The following is a 21807-nucleotide window of genomic DNA, read 5'->3' as shown; positions in this document are numbered from 1 at the left end:
ACAATAGAGTGAAAGTGTTATGACGTAAGGAGTGATGGTGGTATGATGCTGGGTAAGTATTTTAAGAAGACGGTGTTTCGGAAGGAGCACACGGCGGATGGGGTGGTGCCGGAGGCGCCGCAGGGGATTTTGAAGAAGTGTAATGCTTGTAAGGGGGCTATTTTTACGGAGGATGTGAAGAGGAATCTTTATATTTGTCCGAAGTGTGGGAATTATTTTCGGGTGCATGCGTATCGGAGGATTGAGTTTCTTCTGGATGATGGGAGTTTTGAGGAATGGGATCAGGGGATGACGGCGGGGAATCCGCTGGGGTTTCCGGGGTATGAAGAGAAGGTGAGGGCTCTGCAGGAGAGAACAGGACTTACGGAGGCTGTTGTGACTGGTAAGGGACGGATCAACGGGATGGAGACGGTGATCGGGGTCTGTGATGGCAGGTTTATGATGGCCAGTATGGGTGAGGCTGTTGGGGAGAAGATTACGCGGGCGGTGGAGAGGGCGACGAAGCTCTCGCTGCCGGTGATTTTGTTTGCGTGCTCGGGAGGGGCGCGGATGCAGGAGGGGATTGTTTCTCTGATGCAGATGGCGAAGACGTCGGCGGCGCTGAAAAGACACAGTGATGCGGGGCTTTTGTATGTGAGTGTGCTGACGGACCCGACGACGGGCGGCGTGACGGCGAGCTGGGCGATGCTGGGGGATATTATTCTGGCGGAGCCGCATGCGCTGATCGGGTTTGCGGGACCGAGGGTTATTGAGCAGACAATAGGACAGAAACTGCCGAAAGGATTCCAGCGGGCGGAGTTTCTGGTGGAGCATGGGTTTGTGGATCGGATTCTGCCAAGAGAAGAGGCGAAAGAGGTGCTGTCGGAGATTCTGCGGATGCATGGGAAAGATATCGAAGTTTCCTCGGAAGTGCTGACTTTGGGGGATGGAGACGTGAAGCGGTCTTTGGCAGCACCAGAAACGGGAGAGAAAACATCGGCTTGGGACTGTGTGCAGAAAGCGCGGAAAAAGGACCGACCGGTGGGAGAAGATTATATTCGGGAGCTGTTTCCTGATTTTATTGAGTTTCATGGTGATCGACTGTATGGCGATGATGCGGCGATCATCGGCGGTATTGCATCGTTTGACGGCACACCGGTCACGGTCATCGCCGAGGCGAAAGGCGCGGATACGAAAGAAAACATCCGCCGCAATTTCGGCATGCCGTCCCCGGAGGCTACCGCAAAGCCCTGCGTCTGATGAAACAGGCCGAAAAATTCCACAGGCCTGTTATCTGTCTCGTAGACACCCCAGGCGCCTTCTGCGGAATGGAAGCCGAAGAACGCGGCCAGGGCGAGGCGATTGCGCGGAACCTGTATGAAATGTCAGCGTTAAAAACGCCGGTTCTTTCTATTGTCATTTCAGAAGGCGGCAGCGGCGGTGCACTGGCACTCGCCGTGGCGGATGAAGTGTGGATGATGCAGAATGCCATCTACTCCATCCTGTCGCCGGAGGGATTTGCAAGCATCCTGTGGAAAGACGGCAAACGCGCGCCGGAGGCCGCCGAGGTGATGAAGCTGACGGCGGGGGATTTGAAGGAACTGGGAATTGTAGAAGAGATTGTGGAAGAGCCGGGGGAGTTTACGGTGGACACAATGCCAGTGGTGTGTGAAGAATTGAGAGGCAAAATTCTGAGATTCCTGGAAAAGTATGAGAAGATGGATGGGGAAGAACTGGTAGAGGAGAGGTATCGGAGATTTCGGGATATGTGAAAAGAAGATTTTGACATATTCTGAAATACATGATATTATGATATTGAAAAGAGTGCTACCGATAGACGGTTAGTCCATATTTATTGGTTTATGTAAAAATAGTCGCCAAAGTTTGCAGGACTGGGCGGCTATTTTTGTGATTTCGCAGTATCTTTGCCGAAGTTGTATCCAAGGCTAAAGCAGGTTAAGCCGAAACTTACAACTGCTATGAAGTCGATAATACTCATGGCTTAGCCCTCCTTTCCAAGGAATTCCCATATAAAGGGTTTCTATGTAATCGGAGAGTCACAGTCCCTCCGTAGAAGGACTAACCGCCTACCGTTATGGCAGCACCCGTATATTGAGTATAACATCAATGGATTGACGGATGAACTGAAGGCGCAGCGTCGCCCTCCGTGAGGGCGTGAGTTGAAATGATGCGTCCCCACACAACCGGCCCGATTCCTTTGTCGCCCTCCGTGAGTTGAATCTTCAAACATTGGCGGAATTATTTAGAGTATGATGTATCACACTTCGTGAGTTGAAATAACAGCAGTTATTCTGCAAGCAGAGGAGCGTTCTCTCAGGAGTGAAATGTGTTTGACATGAAAGTTAAATAATGTTAATCTATAACTAGCGTAAGCGACAACTAACCGCTCATGTATTCGCAAGAACCATGAGCGGCTATTTTTCTATTTTAATATTCGGTGAGAAAGGAGGAAAATTATGAAGAGTCCATTTAAAATATTTTGGATCGTACTCGGCTTTCTGTGCCTGGGATTTGGCACCATCGGCATTGTGCTTCCGATTCTGCCGACAGTTCCATTCTATATGGCGACCCTGTTCTGCTTTGCGAAAAGTTCGGAACGGCTGCACAGCTGGTTTATTGGAACTCAATTATATAAGAAGCATCTCGACAGCTTCGTACAGCATCGGGCGATGACGGTAGGAACGAAATGTAAAATTATCGGGATGGTAACGGTTGTGATGGCGATCGGCTTTTTTGCTATGAAGAATGTGCGATCGGAAGAATCTGTATTGCTGTGGTATGGATGTGCCATATTTTGTATTTCTTCCTGCGGGTCAAAACCGTAAAAACAGAAGATCATATCCTAGGAGAAACAAAATGAACAAAGTAGAAAAAAAGCGGCAGAAAGAACAGTACGTCGTGGAAGAGATGATCCGCCTGTACTGCCGGAAGAACCATGGAAAAGAGGGGCATGCATCCGGCGGGATGTGTCCGGAATGTCAGAAATTAGCGGACTATGCAAAACAGCGGAGCCAGAAATGTCCCTTCATGGAACAGAAAACATTCTGCGCAAACTGCAAAGTACACTGCTACAAGCCGGAAATGCGGGAAAAGATCCGCGCCGTTATGCGGTTTTCGGGGCCGAGGATGCTGCTGTATCATCCGATTTTAGCTATCTGGCATTTGATTTGCAGCATGAGAGAGAAGCGAAAAGCAAAAGCATAAAAGAGAGGTACTTATGATTAAAACAAGACTGGTGGGGCTGCTGTCCCACGCGAAAAAGTATATCGTGTACACGATTCTGTGGCAGTGGGCGGCGCTTCTGTCGCAGGTGATCGCGGTATTTACGGTCGCCGATCTGCTGGAACGGGTCGTGTATGGTGCGGTAACGGCAGCGGCTGTGAAACGGACGATTTTTACACTGGCAATTGTTGTTGTGATCCGCTTTTTCTGCGAGCGGATGGGCGCGCGGTCGTCGTATCTTGCGTGTGTGGATGTGAAACGGATTCTGCGTGAGAAAATTTATGAGAAAATGCTGAAACTGGGGGCATCCTACAGCGAACAGGTATCATCCTCGGAGGTCGTACAGGTATCCACGGAAGGCGTGGAGCAGCTCGAAACCTATTTTGGAAAGTATCTTCCGCAGCTGTTCTACAGCCTGATTGCGCCGCTCACCTTGTTTGTGATCCTCTGCCGGGTGAGCATGAAAGCGAGCGTGATTCTTCTGATCTGTGTGCCGCTGATCCCGATTTCGATTGTGGTTGTGCAGAAGATTGCGAAGAAGCTGCTGAACAAATACTGGAGCATTTACACCGGCCTTGGCGATTCCTTCCTTGAAAATCTGCAGGGTCTGACGACATTAAAAATTTATCAGGCCGACCAGCAGAAAGCCGACGAGATGGATGTGGAATCCCAGAACTTCCGCCGGATCACGATGAAAGTTCTGACGATGCAGCTCAACTCAACGAGCGTGATGGACATCGTAGCATACGGCGGCGCGGCGGTTGGCATGGCGGTGGCGGTATCGGAATTTCTGAAAGGAAACCTCACCGTGTCCGGCACACTCTGCATTGTACTGCTGGCGAGTGAGTTTTTCCTGCCGCTGCGTCTGCTCGGATCGTTCTTCCACATCGCGATGAACGGCATGGCGGCGAGTGACAAGATTTTCAAAATCCTTGATCTGCCGGAGCCGCAGGCGGGAGAACGGACGCTGCCGGACGGACCGCTGGATGTCGTGTTGGAGGATGTGCATTTTTCCTATGAAGAAGACCGGGAAATTCTGAAGGGCATCGACCTTACACTTCCGGCGGGCAGTTTTGTATCGCTGGTTGGCGAATCCGGCTGCGGAAAGAGTACGATTGCGGGTATCCTTGCGGCAAAGAACCGTGGATATACAGGGCGCATCACCCTGGGCGGTGTGCCGCTCTCGGAAGTCGCTGAGACGGATCTGATGAAGCACGTTGTTCTGGTCCGCCACAACAGTTACTTATTTAAAGGAACCGTAGAAGAGAACCTGCGCATGGCGAAACCGGATGCGACGAAGGAGGAGATGGAGGCGGTTCTGCAGAAAGTCAATCTGCTGGGATTCTTACAGATACAGAACGGACTGCAGACAGAGCTTCTCGAAAAAGCGGGAAACCTCTCCGGCGGCCAGTGCCAGCGTCTTGTGATTGCGCGGGCGCTGCTTCGGAGCGACAGTGCGGTGTATATCTTTGATGAAGCCGCATCGAATATTGATGTCGAGAGTGAAGAGCTGATCATGAATGTGATTCATGAACTCGCAAAGACGAAAACGGTATTGCTGATTTCCCACCGCCTTGCGAACGTCGTACAGTCAGATCAGATTTATTTCCTGAAAAACGGTACCATCTGCGAGCGTGGAACGCATGCGGAACTGATGGAACAGAACGGCGCATACCGTCATCTGTACGACAGCCAGATGGTACTGGAAAACTATGGAAAGGAGGGGAATGCATGATGAACGAGAAGAAAAATACAGCAAAACGCAGAAGCGCCCTCCGGATTATGGGAAGCCTGATCGGGCTGGTGAAGCCATTGCTTCATATTATGATGGCGGCAATTATTCTTGGAACAATGGGATATTTATGTGCGATCTTCCTGACGATTCTGGCAGGACAGGTCATCGTGCATGGCTTACTGACGGGCGCGGCAGGGACGAGCCTTTCGGTGCAAAACATGTGGCTTGTACATACCCCGGTAAAAACGATACTCACGGTGATGATCGTGATCGCGGTGCTGCGCGGCATTCTGCATTATGCGGAGCAGTACTGCAACCACTTTATTGCTTTTAAACTGCTGGCGATCATCCGCCATAAAGTGTTTGCAGCTTTGAGGAAGCTCTGCCCGGCGAAGCTGGAAGGACGGGACAAAGGAAATCTGATTTCGATTATCACAACCGATATCGAACTTCTGGAAGTATTCTATGCGCATACGATTTCCCCGATTGCGATTGCAGCATTAACTTCTCTGATTATGGTATGCTTCATTGGAAGATACCATGTTCTGGCAGGGCTGCTTGCACTTGCGGCGTATCTGACGGTCGGCGTTGTGATCCCGATGTGGAACGGAAAGCGCGGAAGCCAGAAAGGAATGGAGTTCCGGACAGGCTTTGGCGAGCTGAACAGCTTCGTGCTGGATTCCCTGCGTGGCCTCGACGAGACGATTCAGTACGGACAGGGCGAAAAACGGAAAGAGCAGATGTCAGGGCGGTCGAAAGAACTGGCTTCTGTGCAGGAAAACTTAAGGCGCATGGAAGGCTCCCAGCGGTCTGTCACCAACATGGTGATTCTTCTGGCATCGTTCGGCATGCTGGCACTGACGATCTATCTTTACACGAAAGGCGGGATCGGATTTGAGGGAGTCCTGACCTGCACAGTCGCGATGATGGGTTCCTTCGGCCCGGTCGTGGCGCTGTCCAGCCTGTCGAATAACCTGAATCAGACGCTGGCAAGCGGCGAGCGTGTGCTTTCCCTTCTCGAGGAAGCGCCGCTGGTGGAGGAAATTCCGGGAGATGCGGCATCCGGCGGTGACCACGCATTTGCAGGAGCCGAGGCGCAGAATGTAACGTTTGCCTACGAAGACGAGACGATTCTGGATCAGTATTCGCTGAAACTGGAACCGGGAAAAATCACCGGCATCCACGGCGCGAGCGGTTCCGGAAAATCGACGATCTTAAAACTTCTGATGCGCTTCTGGGATGTCCAGACGGGGCGCGTTTCCGTGGACGGAGCCGATGTCCGCAAAATCCCGACAAAGCATCTGCGCGATATGGAAAGCTATGTGACGCAGGAGACACACCTGTTCCACGATTCGATTGCGAACAATATCGCTATTGCAAAACCCGGCGCGACGCGGGAAGAAATTATGGAGGCGGCGAAGAAGGTGTCCATACATGATTTCATCATGACACTGCCAAACGGCTACGACACCGAAGTCGGAGAACTCGGCGATACGCTGTCCGGCGGAGAAAAACAGCGGATCGGTATCGCGCGGGCATTCCTGCATGACGCATCCATGATCCTGCTGGACGAGCCGACATCGAATCTTGATTCCTTAAATGAAGGAATTATTCTGAAATCCCTGAAAGAATCGGCAGAAGAGAAAACCATTGTGCTCGTATCGCACAGAGTGTCCACGATGAACGTCGCGGATGTGGTATATGAAATGGAAAATGGCCGGATTTCCTGATTTTACAGCACTTGACAGAGAAAAGACGATGTGCTACACTAACAGTCGTTAAAGAAAAGACAATTAAATATCGATGTGTAAGGTGTCGGACATACGTGTCCGGTGAAAAGGGAAGCAGGTGTGAATCCTGCACGAACTCGTCACCGTATTTTGCAAGCAGGGGAATGATCCACTGGGAAACCGGGAAGGAGACCGATGCGCTGGAGTCAAATCCTGAAGCAATGAGCCGGGAGACCTGCCTTTCGCAGTACAGGAACGTTACGTTCGTGCCACGAGGAACTGGCAGTACAAAACAGGAAAGCGGACATTTGCCCCACAGCGGGTGAGATGGTTTTCTTTGTGATGAAAATACTGGAAGCCCCTCGTTGAAAAACGAAAGGGCTTCTTTCTATTTACGCGGGCAACGAGCCAAAGTCCGTGCTTGCACGAGACCTTAGCGACTGCAGCGATAACTTGAGAAACTCGCGGAGCGTGTTTCTCATAGTTTGAAATGTAAAACGTCCCCGATATTGGTTGTTGCAAAGATACCAGCAAATGGGAGGAAAACAAAAATGAAAAAGAAACTTGTAGTCGCTTTAATTTCAGCAGCTATGGTAACATCTATGCTCGGCGCATGCGGAAGCAGCAACGCATCCAGCAGCAGCGCAAGCAGCACAGCAACAAGCAGCGTAAGTGCATCTTCCGCATCTGAGGAAGACACCACAGCAGCAAGCAGCAGCGTAAGCGCATCTTCTGCATCTGAAGAGGTATCCGCAGATGCAGACCAGGAGGCAGCAGATAAAGTGGCAGCTTTGATTGACGCAATTTATGTACAGGAAAGAAATGATAACACCGACGAGCAGTGCAAAGAAGCAAAAGAGGCATGGGATGCCCTGACAGACGCGCAGAAGGAACTTGTAGAAGGAGAGAACGCAGATCCGGATTACTTCGGAAGAGACACAGGGGATGCTTCCAAGGATGATCCGTTAAACGGAGACGAGATCGGCGAGGATGAGCTTCTGGTTGTAAGCTTTGGTACTTCCTTCAACGACAGCCGTGCTGAGGATATCGGAGGCGTTGAGAAAGCTCTGCAGGCTGCATATCCGGACTGGTCCGTAAGACGTGCCTTCACTGCACAGATCATCATCAACCATGTACAGGCCCGCGATGACGAGAAGATCGACAACGTAGATCAGGCACTGGAAAGAGCTGTAAGCAATGGCGTGAAAAAACTGATTATTCAGCCGACTCATCTGATGCACGGCGCAGAGTACGACGAGCTGAAAGAAGCAGTAGATAGCTATAAAGATAAATTTGAGTCCGTAACCATCGCAGAGCCGCTGCTTGGCGAGGTTGGAAGTGACGCTACCGTAATCAACGAGGACAAACAGGCCGTTGCAGAAGCAATCACGGCACAGGCAGTAAAATCTGCAAATTATGACAGTCTGGATGCAGCAGCAGAGGACGGCACTGCTTTCGTATTTATGGGACATGGTACTTCCCACACTGCAAATGTAACCTACAGCCAGATGCAGACACAGATGGATACTCTTGGATACAAAAACGTATTCATCGGAACCGTTGAGGGCAAGCCGGAAGAGACCGCTTGCGAGAACGTGATCGAGGCAGTAAAAGCAGCCGGATACAAGAAAGTAATTCTTCGGCCGCTGATGGTTGTTGCAGGTGACCACGCAAACAACGATATGGCAGGCGAGGATGAGGATTCCTGGAAGAGCCAGTTTGAGGCATCCGGTGCATTCGACGAGATCGACACTCAGATCGAAGGTCTTGGAAGAATTGATGCTGTTGAGCAGCTGTATGTACAGCATACCAAGGCAGCTATGGACGGCAACGGCGTTCAGGACGATGCTGAATAATTAGGGGTTGCATTCCGAACGTAAAATAGAGTAAAATAAGATCCGGCAGTACGGCTGAAGAGACTCAGTGTGCTGTCGGATTTTAAGTTGAGCGGATGAAAAAGATCCGCTTCAAGGTGATACAAGGAGGAAATTTATTATGAGAAAAAAATTGGCAGTTCTTTTTCTTGGAGCAGCACTGACTGTATCCATGCTCGGCGCATGTGGCGGAAAGGATGCAGCGTCATCTTCTGCATCTGCAGTATCTGCGTCTTCTGCGGCAGACGCATCTTCCGCTTCTGTACAGGATGCATCTAAGGCAGAGAGCAGTACATCCACATCAGATGTTTCAGCAGAAAGCGCATCGGCAGCGGAGACTGCAGGAGAAAGCAACGCATCAGAGCTGGAAGACGGTACGTATACGGCAGACTTCAATACAGACAGCAATATGTTCCATGTCAATGAAGCAAAAGAAGGGAAAGGTGTCCTGACGGTAAAAGACGGAAAAATGACCATCCACGTCAGCCTGGTATCCCAAAACATTGTCAATGTCTTTGTGGGAACAAAAGAAGAAGCGCAGGCAGACGGTGCAGAGCTGATCGAGCCGACCACAGATGAGGTAACGTATTCTGACGGAACCACAGATGAAGTGTACGGCTTTGATATCCCGGTAGAAAAACTGGACGAGGATTTCAATGTTGCGATCATTGGTAAAAAAGGAACCTGGTATGATCATGTAGTCAGCGTATCCAATCCGGTACCACAGGAGTAATCCGGGAAAAAACAAAAAAGATATCCACAGAAGGTGAACCATTTTGCACCGTCTGTCCACAGAAATTGTGGACAGAGAGGGGAAAAACGGTTCCCTTTGTGGATATCTTTTCTTATTTCTCCGGAAACAGTTTGCGGAACAGAAAACGGATGAAGGGTCCGCAGTACATGAGCTGCCAGAAGAAGGCAACCGGGAAATTTAAGAACGTGGTTTGGAGCCAGACAGCGACAAATTCTTTTCCGGCATTTTTAAACAGCAGTGTTGCAATAAAACTCATAATCGGACACATAATAGCAATAATCATAATGGAAATTGCCAGCGTGATTACGATCGGACGATCCTGCGGTGTTACCATGCAAAAAGCTAATTTGTGAGCCAGATGATCCACGAGGAAAAACTCGAGGATAAAAGCGGCCGGCCACATGATTATCATCTCGTGAAACGCCATCAGAAAGACCTGATTTGTCATTCCGCCGATGTTCATGGAAATGTTGTAGCAGATCATGGCATAGACCATCAGAAAGGACATCATGAGGGTAAATACAACGTTTTGAAATTTTGTTTTTGGCATCGATTGTTCTCCTTTTCTTTGCAATTTTGAAAAATGGGCGCAAAAAAGACACATGTGTTGTTCGTTAACCAAGCAATGCACTTGTGCCGTTTCCAATCTGATACCAATCTTTTCTGCAGTTTTTAATTTTGAACCGTCGATTATTATAACGTCTCTGGCGGCGTTTGGCAAGAGGAAATTGAGAAATTTTTAAAAAAGACAGATAAACAAGAAAATTCGATGCGTGCTGGAAGCACGGTTTGGCGAATGGTGCGGGGAACGGCACCGGCGCGAAAAAGAATGGATTGCGAAACGGGAGCGGGATTGCTACAATAGAACATAGTGAAAACAAAGAGAAAACGCAAAAGGAAATCAATATTATGTCAGAGATCAGAAAAATCGAAAACTTTGCGGCGCCGGAGCTCGACGTGTATGCGCGTCTTTCAGAACCGCAGTTATTGCACTATTATGAACCGCAGCCAGGCCTTTTTCTCGCAGAGAGTCCGCGTGTCATCGAGCGCGCACTGGATGCCGGTTATGAACCGGTTTCGTTCCTTGCCGGAAGCGCAGAGCTTGCCGCAAACGAAGCACTCTTTGCGCACTGCCCGGACGCGCCGGTCTATACAGCAGAGACGAAGGTGCTGGAACAGCTCACAGGCTTTGCCCTTACGCGCGGCATGCTCTGCGCGATGCACCGCCGCACGCTTCCGGCTATGGAGGAAATCTGCCGGAATGCCCGCCGCGTGGCGATTCTGGAAAATGTCGTGAACCCGACGAATGTCGGTGCGATTTTCCGTTCCGCCGCCGCGCTTGGCATCGATGCCGTGCTCCTCACATCAGGCTGCAGCAACCCGCTGTACCGCCGCGCCATCCGCGTGAGCATGGGAAATGTATTCCAGGTTCCGTGGACCGTGCTGCCAGGCGGCAGTTACTGGCCGGAGCAGGGAATTGCTTCACTGCAGGAACTTGGATTTTATACCGTTGCGATGGCATTAAAAGAAGACTCCGTTCCGATGGATGATCCGTCGTTAAAAACGCATGAAAAGCTCGCCATTCTGCTCGGAACCGAGGGTGACGGACTGGCAAGTGATACGATCGCTGAAACAGATGCAACCGTGCTGATTCCGATGACACACGGTGTGGATTCACTGAACGTCGCTGCGGCGAGCGCTGTCGCATTCTGGGAGCTGGCGGGAAGAAGATAAAGATGTTCCGTCGGTACCGGAGATTACGGAATAAAAATAGGATCAGAGATAGATTTTCGGGATGCATATTTTGATGCATCCCTTTTTGAATTTACGGATTTTGAAATTCCTTCCGATACATCTGCGGCGTACATCCCACTTTGCTTCGGAACTGCCGGTTGAAGTTGGAAAGGTTGCGGAAACCATTGTCGTACGCGATTTCGGACACACTCTGCGTCGTACTGCGCAGCGCCTCGCAGGCGGCTTTGATCCGAAACTGTGTCAGATATTCAACGGCCCCGAGTCCGAAGGTCTGCTTAAAACAGCTCATAAAATAGCTTTTGCTCAAATGCGACAGCCTGGCAAGTTCCTCTATGGTAATCGGGTCGGCGAAGTGCTCCTGGATATAGGCGAGCACAGGCCGCAGGTTTTCAGCAGACGCAGGCATGGCGGGACGATCGGTGCAGAGTTCTGGCGATGCGGCGAGCAGATAGAAGAAGCGGAGCAGCTCACTTTTCAGCAGAAGATCGGAGACAGCAGAGTTTTCACGGATGCAGCGGAAAATCTGCTGGACGGATGCAGAAAGTGCAGCATAACTGGAATGTTCGGGTGAAATCGGTGCCTGGATGCGGCGCCGGGCGGAGAAAAACGGCTGCAGAATTTCCGTGTAGCTGCGGTCGTCATACCCGCCGATCAGCATATTCTTGTGGAAAACAATCGTATCATAAAACATCGACTCCTGCTCGGCGGGCAGAATGGCATGTACGAGGTTCGGCTGAATCAGAAAAATATCACCGGCATGCGCCGTAAGCAGACGGTCCTCATACTGAAAATACCCCGTTCCGCGTTTGATATAATTCAGCTCCATCTCCCCGTGCCAGTGCAGCGGTACGCCGGGAAAATAGTCGGGCATCCGGCAGTCATAATAACTGTAGGGAACCTGCATGGAGCCGTGCTGGCGTTTTTCTTTCGCAGCAGAAAGCATCATAAAATCCTCCTCCAAAAAGCATGTCCGTAAAATGCCGGAAATGGCAGAGCGCGGCATGCATAAAATCATAGAATAGTATTAGAATGAAATAGGAAATTACTGGTATTTCAGCGGATACAGTAGTAATATATCATATAGAAACACTTGCTGCAACGACGAAAATACAGCAGAAATAAGAGCGAAAGAGGAAAAGAAAAAATGTCAAAATGGTTAGATAACGCAGTATTTTATGAGATTTACCCGCAGTCCTTCAACGACACCAACGCCGACGGAATCGGAGATTTCCAGGGTATCATTGAAAAATTAGACTACATCAAGGAGCTGGGCTGCAACGCCATCTGGATCAACCCGTGCTTCCTGTCCCCATTCGGTGATGCAGGATACGATGTCGCAGATTACTGCCGCGTTGCACCGCGCTACGGAACGAATGAGGATCTGAAGAGAGTTTTCGAAGAAGCACACAAACGTGACATGCACGTTCTGCTCGACCTGGTTCCGGGCCATACATCTGTTGAGCATCCATGGTTCAAAGAATCCATGAAAGCAGACCGCAATGAATTTACAGACCGCTACGTATGGACCAATAACGTATGGGAAGCACCGGAAGGAATGGGAAGCCTGCGCGGCATTTCCGAGCGTGACGGCGCCTGCGCCATCAACTTCTTCTCCAACCAGCCGGCCCTGAACTACGGCTTTTATCAGCCGGATCCGGAAAAACCGTGGCAGCAGTCCTTTGATGATGAGGGACCGCAGGCAACGCTGGCAGCGATGGAAGATGTCATGAGATTCTGGCTGAACATGGGCTGCGACGGCTTCCGTGTCGATATGGCGGGCTCCCTGGTAAAGAACGATCAGGAAGGCAAAGGAACCATCCGCCTGTGGCAGCAGGTACGGAAATTCCTGGACGCCGAGTTCCCGGATGCAGCCATGGTATCCGAGTGGGGCGAGCCGGACAAATCCTTACAGGGCGGCTTCCACATGGACTTCCTGCTTCACTTTGGACCGTCCCATTACAACGATCTGTTCCGCTGCGATGAGCCATTCTTCTCCAAACGCGGAAAAGGAGATATCTCTGAGTTTGTAGAGACCTACAAAACCAACTACAATAAGACCGCACAGAAAGGCCTGATCTGCATCCCGTCCGGAAACCATGATATGGACCGTCTGGCACGCCGTCTGCAGGGGGATGAGCTGAAAATTGCTTTCGCTTTCCTTCTTTCCATGCCAGGTGCGCCGTTCATCTACTACGGTGATGAAATCGGTATGCGCTACGTCGAAGGCCTGAAATCCGTTGAGGGTGGATACAACCGCACCGGTTCCCGTTCTCCGATGCAGTGGGATGACAGCACCAACGCAGGATTCTCCAGCGCACCGGCCAGTGACCTCTACATCACCATGGACCCGGGCAAAGACCGTCCGACCGCCAAAGCACAGATGGCCGATCCGGATTCCCTGTACCACGAAGTTAAAAAACTCATCGAGATCCGCCAGAGCAGCAAAGCACTCTTAAGCCGCGGAACCATCGAGTTCGTTTATGCAGAGAAAAACCAGTATCCGCTGGCATACGTCCGTGAGGCTGAGGGTGAAAAAGTCCTCGTTATCATCAACCCATCCGACCAAGAGCAGTCCTTCCCATACAGTGCAGAGCTGAAGGATGCCCTCTACACGATCGGAGGAAAAGCAGAATCCAAAGACGGAACCATCACCATCCCGGCACAGTCCGCAGGATTCTATCATATCTGATCGAAAATAAAAATGACAGGGAGATCCAATCGAATTTTTTCGGAGGATCTCCCTGTTTTTAAATATGATACACTCTCAGCTCATGCAATGCCCTGGTCGCTGCAATATACTGCGCCTGCATCATTATCTCCCGTTTCTCGTCCTTCGGGAAAATAGAGAACACCTGATCAAACTCCAGCCCTTTCGCCAGATAAAATGTGGTAACCGTCAGTCCTTTCTTAAAACTGGAGCTGTCACGGTTCAGCCAAGAAAGCCGCTTTTCACAGTCAAAATCTTTTTCTGCCAGAATCTCCCGCAAAATCAAATAAGCCCGTTCCGCCGTCTTCTCATCCGGTACAATCACCGCCGCCGTCTCATACGTTTTCTCATCTGGAAACAGCGTATCCACTGCCTCCCGCAGAGCCGCCTCAAGATCCGTGACATCCCGTTCCAACACCGGCATTCCGTGCCGTTCAAACAGCTCCAGATCCGTCACGCCAATGAGATTTGCCGCATACGACGCAATTTCCACCGTATTCCGGTAACTCTTCCGCATCTCAATCCGCCGCAGATCCTTCCCGAAAATCCCCGGTAAAAACTGCAGTACATCCTGCTGCTGATCCGCCATCGTCTGCGCCCGGTCGCCGAGAATCGTCATCTTACAGGAAAACATCCGCCGGATAATCAGATACTGGAGCCGCGAATAATCCTGCATTTCATCAATCACCAGATGCTTAATATTCGACCGCTCCGCCTGCCGCGACAGGCGGTACTTCAGATACAGAACCGGATACACATCCTCATACCGCAGTTTCCGCTTCTCCAACGGCCGCCGCGGCAGCGTCTGATATCCCTCTTTCTTCAGAAAACGATTGTAGAGAACATAAAAATCCATCGTCTCATACATCTTCTGGAATTTTTCGATGAGCGGAATCCGCTCCTCCTCCGGCAGATCCCGGTTCAGCAGCGTCTCGATCTCGTCAATAAACGTCTCCGCCACCGCATCCATCCGCGAGAGCAGCGGAATATCCGCAAACTTGTCATAAAACAGCGTAATAATCTCCGATTCTGACTTCACAAACGACTTATACGAAACGTCTGAGAAATTCATCAGCTCGTCCTCAAGCTCCAGCGCAAATCCCTCCATCTGGTCCACAAACGCCTGCGACTGTTTTAAAGCAAACCGTTCTGCGGCTTTTGGATCCCGCATCTCCCGCTCAATCTGATCACAGCGATCCTCACAGTCCGCCGCCGTGTCCTGTAATTTGCGGTAAGCAAAGAGATCAAAACTCATCTCCTGAATATTCTCCTCACCGAGCTCCGGCAGAATATGTGAAATATAATCCGAAAATACCCCGTTCGGCGATAAAATCAGAATATTCGAAGACTTCAGATTCTGTCTGTCATGATACAAAAGGTAGGCAATCCGATGCAGCGCCACCGATGTCTTGCCGCTTCCCGCCGCTCCCTGAATTACCAGAATCCGGTCCTTCGTATTGCGGATGATCGCATTCTGTTCCTTCTGAATTGTGCGGATAATATTTTTCAGCTGTACCTCGCCGTTGCTGCCAAGCTCCGCCTTTAAAATATCATCATCAATTTTCACATCACTCTCAAATCCGTAAATCATCTTTCCATCCCGGATCTTATACTGCCACTTGGAACAGATTTCCCCTGTCATCTCGCCGCCCGGCGCCAGATAGGAAGCCGGCCCGCGGTCAAAATCGTAGAAAAGACCGCTGACCGGGCTTCTCCAGTCGTAAATCAGCGGCAGCTCGCCCGGCCGCTCCGCAAAATTGCCGATGCCGATATAGAAAATTTCCGGCTCATCATCCCCGTCATAGCAGAAATCCACACGCCCGAAGAACGGAGAATCCAGCATTTTCCGGAAGCGGCTCCGCAGAAGAAGCTGCTCCTGATTCGCATTCACCTGATGCAGCAGCGCCTGCTGATTGTCGTAATCCTCATATCCGTACTGGTCCATCTCGGTATAGTTCTGCCAGTAATAATCGTGCATATTTTCAATCTCTTTCTGTCCGTCCAGCAGAGACTGGCTGATCTCGGCAAGACGCGCCTGCAGCTTTTCCAGCACAAAAGAAAGATATTCCTGTCCGTTTTTCTGGTCTGTCATAAAAGGAAACCTCCTCTTAAAAATATAATGTCGAGTGCCGGAAAACCCGGCTGATCTTATCAGTATAGCAGACAGGCACGTTTCCTGCAATTCAAACATAAAATAAAGAAAAATCCCCTTTGAGGTGCCGCTTTTCTTGGAACCCTTTTTAAAACCACTGTCTGCACAGGAAGAAAAAAGCTGTCTGGATGCGTATCAGAGGGGCGATACAAAAGCCAGAGACATTCTGGTCGAGCGGAATCTGCGCCTGGTCGCGCACGTTGTGAAAAAGTATCAGGGCCTGCCCGATGATCTCGACGATCTGATTTCCATTGGAACGATCGGCCTCATCAAGGCGGTGATGACATATGATTCGAAAAAAGGAAACCGGCTGGCCGCATACGCCGCCCGCTGTATTGATAATGAGCTGCTGATGTATCTTCGGAGCAAAAAGAAAACGGCACGGGAGATTTCCCTCTACGAGCGATCGGAACCGACAAGGAGGGAAATGAGATCCATCTGCTCGACATCGTGGAGGGCGGCGGGGAGGATATCGCGGAACAGTACAACCGGAAAGAGGACGCGGTGCGGCTGTACTGTTATCTGGATTCGGAATTAAAAGAGCAGGAAAAACAGGTGCTTCTTCTCCGGTACGGCCTTGGCGGAAAAGCAGAATACACACAGAAACAGGTCGCTGCCCGGCTTGGCATCAGCCGTTCGTACGTGTCGCGGATCGAGAAGAATGCAATTGAAAAGTTGCGGTTACGGTTTGCCGCTTCGTAAATGCTTGACATTTCAAACGGACTGCTTCTATAATAAAGGGTAAGGAAATCAGGTGCAGAAAAGGTTTCCTTATCCTTACTTTTTCGAACAAAAATCAAAGATAATATCTTCCCGGTGTTCTTGCCGGACATTTTCCCAAAATGAAAAATAAATAGGAACTATACGACCTGCTACTGAAAGAAAAGGAGGTTTTCTTTGTATTGCAGTGTATTATCAGCCACCGTCTCGGGCATGGAGATGATTCCGGTGCAGGTGGAGGCGGATGTCAGTGACGGCATGCCGCAGTTTACGATGGTCGGCTACGTGAGTGCCAGGTAAAGGAGGCGCAGGACCGCGTGCGGACAGCCCTCAAAAACATGGGAATTTCCCTGCCGCCGAAACGAATTACGATTAATTTATCCCCGGCGGACGTCCGAAAAGAAGGATCGCGTTTCGATCTTCCGATTGCAGCGGGCGTTCTGATGACGCTCGGCCGGATTCCGCCCGGGTCACTCCGGAAAACGATGGTGCTCGGCGAACTCGGCCTTGACGGCCATGTGCAGGAGATCAGCGGTGTATTTCCGGCAGCGGCGAAGGCGCGGGAGCTTGGATGCACAACGCTTCTTGTTCCAGCCGGAAATGCCGCGGAAGGGGGTCTGGTCGGCGGGCTTCACGTCGTTGGAATCCAGAATTTACAGGAGCTTTTGAACTACTGCTGTGAAGGGAAAATGCCGTCGCTTCCGTCTATAGAAAATCAAAAGAAGGAGGACGGAAAAGAGCCGGACTTTTCCGAAGTGCAGGGCCAGACGGCGGCGCGGCGGGCGGCGCTCATCGCTGCGGCCGGATTTCACAATCTGCTGATGCTGGGGCCGCCGGGCAGCGGAAAATCCATGATCGCAAGGCGGATTCCGACGATCATGCCTCCGATGTCTGAGGAGGAGCAGATGGAAGTAACGCGGATCTACAGCATCGCCGGAATGCTTGCCAAAGGAGAGGGTGTCCGCCGGGAGCGGCCCTTCCGTGCTCCGCATCACACGATGTCGCCGCAGGCTCTTGCAGGCGGCGGAAAACAGCCGTCTCCGGGCGAAATTACGCTGGCACACCGCGGCGTTCTCTTCCTTGATGAACTCCCGGAGATGACGCGCACAACCATTGAGATCCTGCGCCAGCCGCTCGAGGAGCACCGGATTGTGATTTCACGTGTCAGCGGAAACTATGTGTTCCCGGCGTCATTTCTGATGGTGGCGGCAATGAACCCCTGCCCCTGCGGCTTTTACCCCGACTTATCGCGCTGTACCTGCGCACCCGGCGACATCAGCCGGTATCTCTCGAGAGTCAGCCAGCCGTTCCTCGACCGCATGGATCTCTGCGTGCAGGTGGAAGCACTTTCCTACGAGGATCTGCACGGCGAGGAGCGGTGCGAATCCTCGGCCAGGATGCGGGAAAAAGCGACGGCAGCGGCGCAAATTCAGGCGGCGCGCTACCGGCAGGAGTCGATTCATTTCAATAGCGAACTGAAAGCAGGCCAGATCGAGAAATACTGTATCCTGGAAAAGGCAGCGGAAGAGCTTTTAGAGGATGCCTTCCGCCGCCTGCGCCTCAGCGCGCGTTCCTACCACGGGATTATCCGCACCGCGCGGACAATTGCGGATCTGGACGGGGCGGTCAAAATCGGCGTGCCGCATATCAGCGAGGCGATCTGCTTTCGGAGCGCCGACAAAAGTATATGGAGGATCTGACGTATGGCGATGGAAATCTTTACAGTCGGCCGCGGGCAGGAGGGCTATCCGGAGCGGCTTATGCCGTTCGCGGACATGCCGTCCCGCCTTTTCGTGCGGGGCGCGCTGCCGGCGGATGAGCAGAAAACAGCGGCGATTGTGGGCGCGCGGATATGTACGGCGTACGGAAAGAGCCAGGCGGCCTTTTTCGCGCAGGTGCTGGCGGCAAACGGCGTGGCGGTGATCAGCGGACTGGCGTGCGGAATCGACGCGGCGGCGCACGAGGGGGCACTGCGCGGAAAGGGAAAGACGTTTGCCGTGCTTGGCTGCGGTGTGGATATCTGCTATCCGAAACAGAATTACCCGCTGATGCGGCGGATGCTGGAAAACGGAGGCGGTGTCTTAAGCGAATTTCCTCCGGGCGCAGAGCCGCTTCCGTGGCATTTCCCGATCCGCAACCGCGTGATCAGTGCGCTGGCAGATGTCGTTCTGGTAATTGAGGCAAAAGAGAAGAGCGGCTCGCTCATTACGGCGGACTACGCGCTGGAGCAGGGAAAAACGGTATTTGCCCTGCCCGGACGGACAACGGATGCGACAAGCCGCGGCTGCAACCGCCTGATCGCGCAGGGAGCGGAAATTGCGATTTCACCCGAAACGATTCTCGAGGAGCTGGGCGTGAAAAAGGCCGGGACAAAAAGAGCCGCACCGCGTCCGCGCTATGGAAAAGAGGCGGAAATGGTTCTGAAAACACTCGCGGCAGAACCGCAGAATCTTGCACAGCTTGCCGGCAGCACCGGAATCCCGCTGCAGGAGCTGACCGGCATTCTGCTGGCACTCGAAATTGACGGCGTTATTGCGGAAAATCCGCCGGGCGTGTACATGGCGTTATCGTAAAAGGGACGAGGAAAAGAAAGGTTTTGTGATATTCCGCCCGGTGCACAATTATAATAGAAGAAAAAGAAAAAAGGGGGCTCTTCTGCGCCGCGTGCATGTCTGAAAAAGGAAAAAGAAAAGAAAAAAATCAGGAAAAATCGTTAAAAAATTGAAAAAATCCTGTTATTTTGTCGGGAAACATCGAAAAATGGTACATTTTAAAAATGGAAAACACTTGCAAGAAAAAACTTTTTGGTGTATAGTCAGTGGAAGTTACGACTAATTTAGGAATTATTCTGGAATTTGTAATGATGCAGAACTATGCGATATGAAAAACGCAATATAGATCTGGACAGTTATAAAAATATGTATTCAGGAGGCATCAGAGGTGGCAAAATATCTTGTAATAGTGGAATCACCGGCAAAAGTCAAGACGGTGAAAAAGTATCTCGGGGCAAATTACGAAGTTGCAGCATCTATGGGCCATGTGCGCGATCTGCCGAAAAGCCGGCTTGGAATTGATGTAGAACATGACTTTGAACCAAAATATATCACCATCCGCGGAAAAGGAGAGCTTCTGGCATCTCTTCGAAAAGCCGCAAAAAAAGCAGATAAAGTTTATCTCGCAACTGACCCTGACCGCGAGGGAGAGGCAATTTCCTGGCATCTGTCGATTGCGCTGAATCTCGATGAGAACAAGATGCGCCGCATCACCTTCAACGAGATCACAAAATCAGCAGTCAAAGCGTCGATCAAACAGGCACGCGACATCGATATGAACCTGGTGGACGAGCAGCAGGCGCGCCGCTGCCTCGACCGTATGGTAGGTTATGAAATCAGCCCATTGTTATGGAAGAAAATCAAACGCGGACTTTCCGCCGGCCGTGTGCAGTCCGTTGCACTGCGCATCATCGGCGACCGCGAGGATGAGATCAATGCGTTCATTCCGAAAGAATACTGGACACTGGAAGCAGATCTGAAAATTCCAGGCGAGAAGAAACCGCTCGTCGCAAAATTCCACGGAAAAGGCAGTGAAAAGATGGCGATCGAGACGAAAGAGCAGCTCGATGAAATCTTAAAGGGACTGGAAAATGAGACCTTTACCGTATCCGAAGTGAAAAAAGGAGAGCGTTCCAAGAAAGCGCCGCTTCCGTTCACCACGAGTACCCTGCAGCAGGAAGCATCGAAGGTGCTGAACTTCTCCACGCAGAAGACGATGCGTCTGGCGCAGCAGCTCTACGAGGGCGTGGAAGTAAAAGGAAAGGGAACGATCGCTCTGATTTCCTATCTGCGTACCGATTCTACACGAATCAGCGAGGAGGCCGATGCGGCAGCACGTTCCTTTATCCAGGAGCAGTACGGCACAAAATATACCGCAAGCGGGGACACGACGGAGAATAAAAACAGCAAGGCACAGGATGCGCACGAGGCCATCCGTCCGACCGATGTGACGAATACACCGGTAATGGTAAAAGAATCCCTGCCAAGAGATCTGTTCCGCCTGTATCAGCTGATCTGGAAACGCTTTGTGGCAAGCCGCATGCAGCCGGCCGTCTATGAGACAATTTCCGCACGGATCAATGCAGGAGAGTATCTCTTTACAGCAGCTTCCTCCCGTCTGGCATTTGATGGTTTCATGTCCGTTTACACCGATCCGGATGAGGAAAAGAAAGAGAAAAACGCCGCTGTCCGGAGTCTGGAGGCAGGAACGGAGCTGGCACTGGAAAAGATGGATCCGCAGCAGCACTTCACACAGCCGCCGGCACACTACACCGAGGCATCCCTTGTCAAAATGCTTGAGGAACTCGGCATCGGCCGTCCAAGTACGTATGCGCCGACCATCACAACGATCATCAACCGCCGTTACGTGGCAAAGGAGAACAAGAACCTTTACATGACAGAGCTCGGCGAGGTGGTCAACAACATGATGAAAGAGGCATTCCCGAGCATCGTGGATGTCAACTTTACGGCAACGATGGAAGCTCTGCTCGACAGGGTTGGAGATGGAAGTGTTCCGTGGAAGACAGTAGTCGAGAACTTCTGGCCGGATCTCTATGAGGCGGTCACAGAGGCAGAAAAGAACCTCGAAGAAGTTAAGGTAGAGGATGAGGTGACGGATGTCATCTGCGAGAACTGCGGCCGCAACATGGTGGTCAAATACGGCCCGCACGGAAAATTCCTCGCCTGCCCGGGATTCCCGGACTGCAAGAACACGAAGCCGTATCTGGAAAAGATCGGTGTTCCGTGTCCGAAGTGCGGAAAAGAAGTGATCCTGCGCAAGACGAAAAAAGGACGGAAATATTATGGATGCGAAAACAATCCGGAATGCGATTTCATGTCCTGGCAGAAACCGTCTGCCAAGAAATGCCCGCAGTGCGGCGGCTATATGCTGGAAAAAGGCAATAAGCTGGTCTGCGCGGACGAGCAGTGCGGATATGTAGAAGCACGCGAAAAGAAAGACGAAGACTGAGAATGACAAAGCGGTCTGTACTGGTGAAAAACTGGTGCAGGCCGTTTTTTTGCTTATCGAGGCGGAAAAACAGGAAGATCCGAAAAAATTTAGCATGAATTTTTATAAAATTTATAGTTTTCTGAAAAATATATTG

The 21807-nt window shown here is 51.2% G+C and carries 14 protein-coding genes, 3 pseudogenes and 1 riboswitch; of the genes and pseudogenes, 14 read left to right on the top strand and 3 right to left on the bottom strand.

What is annotated here, in order from left to right:
• Positions 1-42: 42 nt before the first annotated feature.
• The 7 genes and pseudogenes from DXA93_RS05215 to DXA93_RS05185 all read left to right on the top strand — a co-directional run bounded on the left by DXA93_RS05215 (position 43) and on the right by DXA93_RS05185 (position 9294).
• Positions 43-1751 (top strand): annotated as a pseudogene (locus DXA93_RS05215) (acetyl-CoA carboxylase carboxyltransferase subunit alpha).
• A gap of 705 nt (positions 1752-2456) precedes the next feature.
• Positions 2457-2860, top strand: a pseudogene (locus tag DXA93_RS05210) (YbaN family protein).
• On the top strand, positions 2857-3204 hold the full coding sequence (locus tag DXA93_RS05205) for a nitrous oxide-stimulated promoter family protein (RefSeq protein WP_022462170.1): 348 nt from the start codon (positions 2857-2859) through the stop codon (positions 3202-3204). The pseudogene DXA93_RS05210 and the gene DXA93_RS05205 overlap by 4 nt, the downstream one beginning before the upstream one ends.
• Positions 3205-3217: 13 nt before the next feature.
• Positions 3218-4957: an ABC transporter ATP-binding protein/permease gene (locus DXA93_RS05200; protein ID WP_119207817.1), complete on the top strand. Its 1740-nt coding sequence runs from the start codon at positions 3218-3220 to the stop codon at positions 4955-4957.
• Positions 4957-6687, top strand: a complete 1731-nt coding sequence (locus DXA93_RS05195; protein ID WP_119207847.1) for an amino acid ABC transporter ATP-binding/permease protein — start codon at positions 4957-4959, stop codon at positions 6685-6687. Before DXA93_RS05200 ends, DXA93_RS05195 begins: the two co-directional genes overlap by 1 nt.
• A gap of 63 nt (positions 6688-6750) precedes the next feature.
• Positions 6751-6944: riboswitch (cobalamin riboswitch) on the top strand.
• Between the two features lie 294 nt (positions 6945-7238).
• A complete protein-coding gene (locus tag DXA93_RS05190; protein ID WP_118741890.1) occupies positions 7239-8543 on the top strand; it encodes a sirohydrochlorin cobaltochelatase in 1305 nt (434 codons plus the stop codon).
• 139 nt (positions 8544-8682) lie between these two features.
• Positions 8683-9294 (top strand): hypothetical protein, encoded by a 612-nt coding sequence (locus DXA93_RS05185; RefSeq protein ID WP_118741891.1) that lies wholly within the window; start codon positions 8683-8685, stop codon positions 9292-9294.
• A 112-nt stretch (positions 9295-9406) separates the two neighbouring features.
• Here DXA93_RS05185 and DXA93_RS05180 read toward each other — a convergent pair whose 3' ends face one another.
• Complete coding sequence (locus DXA93_RS05180; RefSeq protein ID WP_022462175.1) at positions 9407-9865, bottom strand: DUF2798 domain-containing protein; 459 nt, start codon at positions 9863-9865, stop codon at positions 9407-9409.
• A 359-nt stretch (positions 9866-10224) separates the two neighbouring features.
• Between DXA93_RS05180 and DXA93_RS05175 the strand changes: the two genes are divergently transcribed.
• Entirely contained in the window at positions 10225-11049 is an 825-nt protein-coding gene (locus DXA93_RS05175; protein ID WP_055218570.1) for a TrmH family RNA methyltransferase, read from the top strand.
• 91 nt (positions 11050-11140) lie between these two features.
• Here DXA93_RS05175 and DXA93_RS05170 read toward each other — a convergent pair whose 3' ends face one another.
• Entirely contained in the window at positions 11141-12016 is an 876-nt protein-coding gene (locus DXA93_RS05170) for an AraC family transcriptional regulator (RefSeq protein WP_158583263.1), read from the bottom strand.
• Positions 12017-12214: 198 nt separating this feature from the next.
• Here DXA93_RS05170 and DXA93_RS05165 point away from each other — a divergent pair, with 198 nt between their 5' ends.
• Complete coding sequence (locus DXA93_RS05165) at positions 12215-13759, top strand: alpha-amylase family glycosyl hydrolase (protein WP_119207815.1); 1545 nt, start codon at positions 12215-12217, stop codon at positions 13757-13759.
• Between the two features lie 58 nt (positions 13760-13817).
• Here DXA93_RS05165 and DXA93_RS05160 read toward each other — a convergent pair whose 3' ends face one another.
• Positions 13818-15869, bottom strand: coding sequence for a HelD family protein (locus DXA93_RS05160; RefSeq protein WP_119207814.1), 2052 nt, complete (start codon positions 15867-15869; stop codon positions 13818-13820).
• 136 nt (positions 15870-16005) lie between these two features.
• On the opposite strand from DXA93_RS05160, the pseudogene sigK reads away from it, so the two are divergent.
• The 5 genes and pseudogenes from sigK to topA all read left to right on the top strand — a co-directional run bounded on the left by sigK (position 16006) and on the right by topA (position 21671).
• Positions 16006-16631, top strand: a pseudogene (gene sigK, locus DXA93_RS05155) (RNA polymerase sporulation sigma factor SigK).
• 195 nt (positions 16632-16826) lie between these two features.
• A complete protein-coding gene (locus DXA93_RS19515) occupies positions 16827-16949 on the top strand; it encodes a hypothetical protein (protein ID WP_330415163.1) in 123 nt (40 codons plus the stop codon).
• Between the two features lie 17 nt (positions 16950-16966).
• Positions 16967-18349: a YifB family Mg chelatase-like AAA ATPase gene (locus tag DXA93_RS05150; protein WP_330427264.1), complete on the top strand. Its 1383-nt coding sequence runs from the start codon at positions 16967-16969 to the stop codon at positions 18347-18349.
• Between the two features lie 3 nt (positions 18350-18352).
• Positions 18353-19222 (top strand): DNA-processing protein DprA, encoded by an 870-nt coding sequence (gene dprA, locus DXA93_RS05145; RefSeq protein WP_022462182.1) that lies wholly within the window; start codon positions 18353-18355, stop codon positions 19220-19222.
• A 367-nt stretch (positions 19223-19589) separates the two neighbouring features.
• A complete protein-coding gene (topA, locus tag DXA93_RS05140) occupies positions 19590-21671 on the top strand; it encodes a type I DNA topoisomerase (RefSeq protein ID WP_055227381.1) in 2082 nt (693 codons plus the stop codon).
• Positions 21672-21807 lie beyond the last annotated feature (136 nt).

This window comes from Blautia sp. OF09-25XD, assembly GCF_003482095.1.
GTDB classification, from domain to species: domain Bacteria; phylum Bacillota; class Clostridia; order Lachnospirales; family Lachnospiraceae; genus Fusicatenibacter; species Fusicatenibacter saccharivorans.
Note: the sequence above shows the minus strand (reverse complement) of the source record. Positions and strands in the feature narration are given on the sequence as shown.

Bases quoted from the DNA above. Each gene is read 5' to 3' on its own strand.
- DXA93_RS05205 (WP_022462170.1), top strand. From the start codon at position 2,857: ATGAACAAAGTAGAAAAAAAGCGGCAGAAAGAACAGTACGTCGTGGAA.
- DXA93_RS05200 (WP_119207817.1), top strand. From the start codon at position 3,218: ATGATTAAAACAAGACTGGTGGGGCTGCTGTCCCACGCGAAAAAGTAT.
- DXA93_RS05195 (WP_119207847.1), top strand. From the start codon at position 4,957: ATGAACGAGAAGAAAAATACAGCAAAACGCAGAAGCGCCCTCCGGATT.
- DXA93_RS05190 (WP_118741890.1), top strand. From the start codon at position 7,239: ATGAAAAAGAAACTTGTAGTCGCTTTAATTTCAGCAGCTATGGTAACA.
- DXA93_RS05185 (WP_118741891.1), top strand. From the start codon at position 8,683: ATGAGAAAAAAATTGGCAGTTCTTTTTCTTGGAGCAGCACTGACTGTA.
- DXA93_RS05180 (WP_022462175.1), bottom strand. From the start codon at position 9,865: ATGCCAAAAACAAAATTTCAAAACGTTGTATTTACCCTCATGATGTCC.
- DXA93_RS05175 (WP_055218570.1), top strand. From the start codon at position 10,225: ATGTCAGAGATCAGAAAAATCGAAAACTTTGCGGCGCCGGAGCTCGAC.
- DXA93_RS05170 (WP_158583263.1), bottom strand. From the start codon at position 12,016: ATGATGCTTTCTGCTGCGAAAGAAAAACGCCAGCACGGCTCCATGCAG.
- DXA93_RS05165 (WP_119207815.1), top strand. From the start codon at position 12,215: ATGTCAAAATGGTTAGATAACGCAGTATTTTATGAGATTTACCCGCAG.
- DXA93_RS05160 (WP_119207814.1), bottom strand. From the start codon at position 15,869: ATGACAGACCAGAAAAACGGACAGGAATATCTTTCTTTTGTGCTGGAA.
- dprA (WP_022462182.1), top strand. From the start codon at position 18,353: ATGGCGATGGAAATCTTTACAGTCGGCCGCGGGCAGGAGGGCTATCCG.